This window comes from Nocardia sp. NPDC003345 (genome assembly GCF_053589395.1).
The window spans coordinates 1-5279 of the sequence record NZ_JBSFRU010000398.1; the positions used below are offsets into that span (position 1 = coordinate 1).

Below are 5279 nucleotides of genomic sequence, written 5' to 3' on the forward strand. Positions count from 1 at the left end.
GATTCCGGCCGCCGCGTTGCTGTCCCACAGATTGATCGCGTTCGGATCGCCGCCGGATTCGCGTTCGATCATCAGCGCGATGATCGCCGCCTCGGAATCGTCGATATCGTAGCCGTTCTCACGCAGTACCCGGATGGCCTCCTGGATCCATTCCTTTTGATCGCCGGTGGGCATGGTGGTGGGAACATCCGCCGTGGCCGCCGGGCTGCCGCCACCCATCAGCGAACTGGTCGGCGCGGCGGAGCCGGGCGATTCGGTCGCGGCGGGCGAACCGCCGGTGGAGGCGGGGGCGGGCTCGCCGGTGGGACCCGGAACGGTGGAGGCGGGGACCGCGGCGACCGGAACCTCCGCGCCGGGATCGCCGAGTGTGTTGTAGGCGTTCTCGAGTTCGGTCACCGCCTGCTGGACCTGCGTCGTCGCCCGGTCGGCGGCGGCCTGCGCGGAAGCGAGGGCGTTCACGATATGCCACTGGTGGGAGGCGGCGACCAGGCGCTGTCCCAGCTCGGTGCGCTGCAGATCGGCGGAATCGGCACCCTCCCCGGCCGACCGGCGTAGATAGGCGATCCGGGCATCGGCGCTGACGGTGCCGTCGTCGGCGACCTGGAAGGCGGGCAGCGGTGGTTGGGCGGTGTTCACCGCGGTATCGCGCATCCGCAGGACCCTGTCTTTGGCGTCGATCAGGTTGGTGACCTCGGCCCGCAGCGCGGTATCGAGTTTCAGCAGCGCCGCGCTCACCGCGCCGCAGCGGGTGCGTTCGGCGTCCATCCGGGTGTTCGCGGCGGTTCCGGCGGCGCCCGACCAGTTGAGCGCCCGGGTATCGGTGGACGCGGTGCCGGTGAGCTGATCGAGCCGGACCGAGACCGAGTTCGCATGGCCCGCCGCGGTGGTCAGTAGATCGGCCCGCCATTGTTCGACATTGCCGATGGTCAGGGTCATGCCCGGATATCCAGGCCGACGGTGGCGAGAGCGGCGGCGAAATCCGATTCGCTCATCTCGTACGTCCCGGCGTCCGTGCGCAGCAGCGCGGCCACGGTGGTGAGCCGGTCACTCGCGCGCCGCAGACAGGCGTCGGTGAGATCGGCGGCCCGCTGGGCCGGCACCCCGAAACCGGTGCCGGGTAGCGCGCCCGCGGCGGCGGACAGCGCATCGGTGCTGTCCAAGGCGGTGATCGCACCCGCCTCGGTTTCCAGCTTGCCGGCGAAAGCGCGGAGTGTTCCGGGATCCACCCGCACCGCGGTGGTGGTGCCCGTCTCCCCTTCGTTCATCGATCCCCCATGGATTTCCCGCCCGTCGTGATGCGGCCAAGCGTAACAAAGCGCCGGTCCTCCGCGCGGCTCTCGCGCCGGCGCCGGTGCGCGGTGGCGAGGGTTGGAGAATGGAGAGGGCGAACCGCTCGCCGGGCAGTCCGCGCGGTGCGGTACGGGGCTTTCCGGTACCCGCCGGGGATGGACTTCCGCTGTCGGGCCCCGATAGGTTGTGGGGAACCACTTGATTGGTACATATCACTCGGTGCGTCTCTATACACGCCGGTGCGGAACAGAGAGGTCGTCACATGCGCGCAGCTCAGGTCAGCAAACTCGAGGGTCCGGAAGCGATCGAGATCGTCGATATCCCGGAGCCGAAGCCGCTGCCGGGTGGTGTGGTGATCGACGTCCACGCCGCCGGAGTCGCTTTCCCCGACGTGCTGATGACCCGTGGCCTCTATCAGATGAAACCGCCGATGCCGTTCGTGGTCGGTGGTGAGGTCGCCGGGGTCGTCCGGGAAGCCCCCGAGGGCTCGCATGTGAAACCCGGTGACCGGGTCTGCGCCCTGACCATGCTCGGCAACGCGATGGCGGAGGTCGCCACGACCACCGCGGAAATGGTTTTCCGGCTTCCGGACAACATCTCGTTCGAGGCCGGTGCCGGGATCCTGTTCAACGATCTCACCGTGCACTTCTGCCTGCGCAACCGCGGCCGCCTCGCGGAGGGGGAAACCGTGCTGGTGCACGGCGCGGCCGGCGGGATCGGAACCTCCACGCTGCGGCTGGCCGGCGCGCTCGGGGCGGGCCGGGTGATCGCGGTGGTGAGCACCGAGGAGAAGGCCGAGATCGCCCGCGCGCACGGCGCCACCGATGTGGTGCTGACCGACGGCTGGCTCGACCGGGTCAAGGAGCTCACCGACAACCGCGGTGTGGATATCGTGCTGGATCCCGTCGGCGGCGACCGCTTCACCGACAGCATTCGGTCCCTGGCCCGGGGCGGGCGCCTGCTGGTGGTCGGTTTCACCGGTGGTGATATCCCGACCGTGAAGGTGAACCGGCTGTTGTTGAAGAACGTCGAGGTGGTCGGTGCGGGCTGGGGCGAGTGGGTGCTGTCGCATCCGGGTTATCTCCTCGAACAGTGGGCAGAGGTGGAACCGCTGTTCGCCTCCGGCCGGATTGCCGCGCCGCAGGCGGTGCTCTTTCCGCTGGAGCAGGCCGCGCAGGCCGTCGCTTCGCTGGAGAATCGCGCTGCCACCGGCAAGGTGGTGGTCACTGTTCGCTGACCGGCTGTCCAGGGGGTACCGGCACGGGCCGCGGGGTGAGCTGCGGCCGTGACCACCTCTCCACACACGCGCCTCTGCTCGGCGCGGAAACCGCTGCGGGTGGATCGGCCGGGGCGACCGGTGTGAGCCGTCCGGTGGTTCTTCGGGGTAAGGGAAGACCACCGGAGTCGGCGGGTGGCACCGGTTGGCACGTTCTGCCGTGCCCACGGCCCGGGTCGAGCGGCGCCGGGCTCGCTCGAACCATGCGATATGCGCTGGTCGACGCATTTCGGCGGTGATCGAAAAAAATCTCGGAACTTGTGGAACCGTTTGCCGAGGGCGCCCGTCTAAGTATGTGTCGGAACAGTTCGGGCCGAACGCACCCGCCGAGTGGGGGCGTCAGCAAAAGAGTAGGACATTCGTGTCGCTGCGAGTCAGGGGGAATCCCGTGTATCGGAGATATTCAACCGCAGAACAATCGCTGGTCCGTGATATTCACGCTCCAGTGGTGGCTGAATTGTACGGCCGGTAGAACCGGCGGTTTCCGATTCCGAGTCGGATCTAATGGTGTCGCGTTCCTTCAAGGAGCCGACGTCATGAGGCGAATCCGATTCGCATACGCCGGTATATTCATCCGGTCTTGATCTCGATCTCCGGCAGTCTATTGAGATGAGTCGCGCCTGCCTGCTTCGGGCGTGCTGGACAATTCAGCGCATCCGAATGCGGGTGAGTCGTGAGTAATCACAGTATCCGTGGAATGTCCGATATAAATCGATGAAACAAATGGGAGATGCACAGTGAAGAGTTTCAATCGGTCCGTCGCCATCGGTCTGGCCGCGGCGTGCGCCGCATCGTTGATCGGCGTGGCTACCGCCGCGACCGCACAGGCGGCACCGAGCGGGCCGCTCAGCGGCCCGGTACTGCGGGTAGGTGTGCCGCCCGCGCCGGCGATCGCCGGTGGCGCCGAGGATCGTCTGGCGCAGCTGCCGCAGGGGGCGAGCCGCGCCCAGGTGCTGCAAGCGCTGTATCCGCACGATCCGGGCTCTCAGCAGACCATCATGGCCAGCTGGGACGGCTTGAGCGGCTGGGGAACCGCGTGGAAGGCCACCAAATGCGCGGCCGCGCTCGGTGGCTTCGTCGCCGGAAACGTCGCCTTGGTGAGCAAACTCGCCAAGCTCGGCGGTGTCGCCAAGGGCGCGCGGTTGATCGTGCAGGCAGGGAATACGGAAGAGCGTATGGAGCTGCTGGTGGCGACTTTCGGTGAGGTGCTCGGGCTGAACATGATCGCCTCGAACTGCACCTGAGCGCGCCCGTTCCGGCGTCGCTGCGTGACGCCGGAACGGATCGTTCACCGATTCGAGCCGGCATCGGCCGGGTGAGGATTTCCTCCCCGCCCGATGCCGGCTCGAGTCATTGTGGACGCTGCGGTCAGGGACGCAAGCGGTTCGGCCGATTCAGCTTCGGCAGTGGCGTTCGGCGTTCGCGACCCGGGCCTTCGGCTCACAGACCGCGTACTACCTCCGCCGACTGCGACAGCGAAAGTTCCGGATGGTCGCGCCTCAGGGCTCGTATTGCCGCGGCTTCACCGTCCGAATCCCGGAGGGCGCGTAAACCGGACCGGTCGATTCCGTCCCGGAACTGCTCCAGCGACCCGTAGCGGTGCTCGAAACTATGCCGACGGGTGCGGTTCACAATCATTCCGCTCACTGCTACCGCGATGAGCGCAACTGCCCCGATAACGAATGCGGCAGTCGTATATCCGGCCGCAGAAATACCGATCGCGGTAATCAGCGCCACACAAGCCGGCCCGACGATCCACAAACGTGACGGTTTGAACATCCGATACCCTCCCCGAAATGAATAATGCGCCACAGTAGGCGTCTGGAAATAGATTACCTCAATGGTATCCGGGTGGCTCGGTAGCGGGGAGTCGCCCGAATGCGTCGGCCCCGTCGACGCCGCCGAACGGGAATGCCGGCGCGCGCGGCGGGGGTACGCCCGGTGACGCCGTGCTGGTGCCGGGCTGTGGACTTGTCGGTACAGTTTCGGTATGCGGACGACGAAATGGGCCCTCGGTGCAGCCCTCCTCGTGTCGACCACACTGATGGGCTGCTCCTCCGCTGAGCCGAGCGAATCCGACTCGCCCAAGGGAGCGCCGCCCAAGGTTGCCGAACTCGGTCCCTTCGTCGGCGAATGCGGCCATGTGTCCGATGCCGAAGTAGCCGAGATCCTCGGCGGTGCCGTATGGCTGAGTTACAAGAACTCCACCGGATGTCGCTGGGAAGGCAGTGGAAGCCTCACCTTCGCCAGCTATCGCGGCAGTCCGATCGAACGCGAGCGGGCCTGGGTTTCGACGGCGGGCCGCGCCCCGGAGTCGATCGAGGTTTCCGGTCATCCGGGATTCCAAGGACGCTGGGGGACCATTTGCGATCTCGCGGTACAACTGGGCGACGATTTCTTCGAATGGTCGCACCAGGCCGGGACGAGCGTAGATCCCTGCCAGGATCCCCGCGCGCTGGCCGAGTTGACTGTGCAGCGGCTGGGATGATCCGCGATATGCGCGGCCCGGCGCGTCTGCGTGCGATACTTCTCGGCTGTCTGCTGGTACTGGCCGCGGCCGGCTGTGGCAGTACTGTCGACGGGGCGGCGGTACCGGTGGGTGGGTCGGACCCCGTAGACGTGAACTTCGACAAACTGCTGCGTGAATGCGAGATCGTCGACCGGCAGACCATCGGTGAGTCGGTCGGTGGCGCCGGTGGCGCGATGGGTGAGT

The 5279-nt window shown here is 66.9% G+C and carries 6 protein-coding genes and 1 pseudogene; 4 read left to right on the forward strand and 3 right to left on the reverse strand.

Going from position 1 to position 5279, the window contains the following annotated elements:
- Window positions 1-936, reverse strand: a 936-nt coding sequence (locus ACWDU1_RS29085) for a transglycosylase SLT domain-containing protein (protein WP_450003344.1), incomplete at its 3' end; no start/stop codon positions are given.
- Window positions 933-1265: a type VII secretion target gene (locus tag ACWDU1_RS29090; protein WP_450003345.1), complete on the reverse strand. Its 333-nt coding sequence runs from the start codon at window positions 1263-1265 to the stop codon at window positions 933-935. The genes ACWDU1_RS29085 and ACWDU1_RS29090, both read right to left, overlap by 4 nt.
- 287 nt (window positions 1266-1552) lie before the next feature.
- Here ACWDU1_RS29090 and ACWDU1_RS29095 point away from each other — a divergent pair, with 287 nt between their 5' ends.
- Together ACWDU1_RS29095 and ACWDU1_RS29100 are read left to right on the forward strand one after the other, a co-directional pair.
- Window positions 1553-2527, forward strand: coding sequence for an NADPH:quinone oxidoreductase family protein (locus tag ACWDU1_RS29095; protein WP_450003347.1), 975 nt, complete (start codon window positions 1553-1555; stop codon window positions 2525-2527).
- Window positions 2528-3303: 776 nt separating this feature from the next.
- Window positions 3304-3810, forward strand: coding sequence for a hypothetical protein (locus ACWDU1_RS29100; RefSeq protein ID WP_450003349.1), 507 nt, complete (start codon window positions 3304-3306; stop codon window positions 3808-3810).
- Window positions 3811-4006: 196 nt separating this feature from the next.
- Here the strand turns inward: ACWDU1_RS29100 and ACWDU1_RS29105 are convergent, their stop codons facing one another.
- On the reverse strand, window positions 4007-4345 hold the full coding sequence (locus tag ACWDU1_RS29105) for a hypothetical protein (protein ID WP_450003351.1): 339 nt from the start codon (window positions 4343-4345) through the stop codon (window positions 4007-4009).
- 211 nt (window positions 4346-4556) lie between these two features.
- On the opposite strand from ACWDU1_RS29105, the gene ACWDU1_RS29110 reads away from it, so the two are divergent.
- Entirely contained in the window at window positions 4557-5054 is a 498-nt protein-coding gene (locus tag ACWDU1_RS29110) for a DUF3558 family protein (protein WP_450003352.1), read from the forward strand.
- 8 nt (window positions 5055-5062) lie between these two features.
- Window positions 5063-5279, forward strand: a pseudogene (locus ACWDU1_RS29115) (DUF3558 domain-containing protein); the annotation flags it as partial.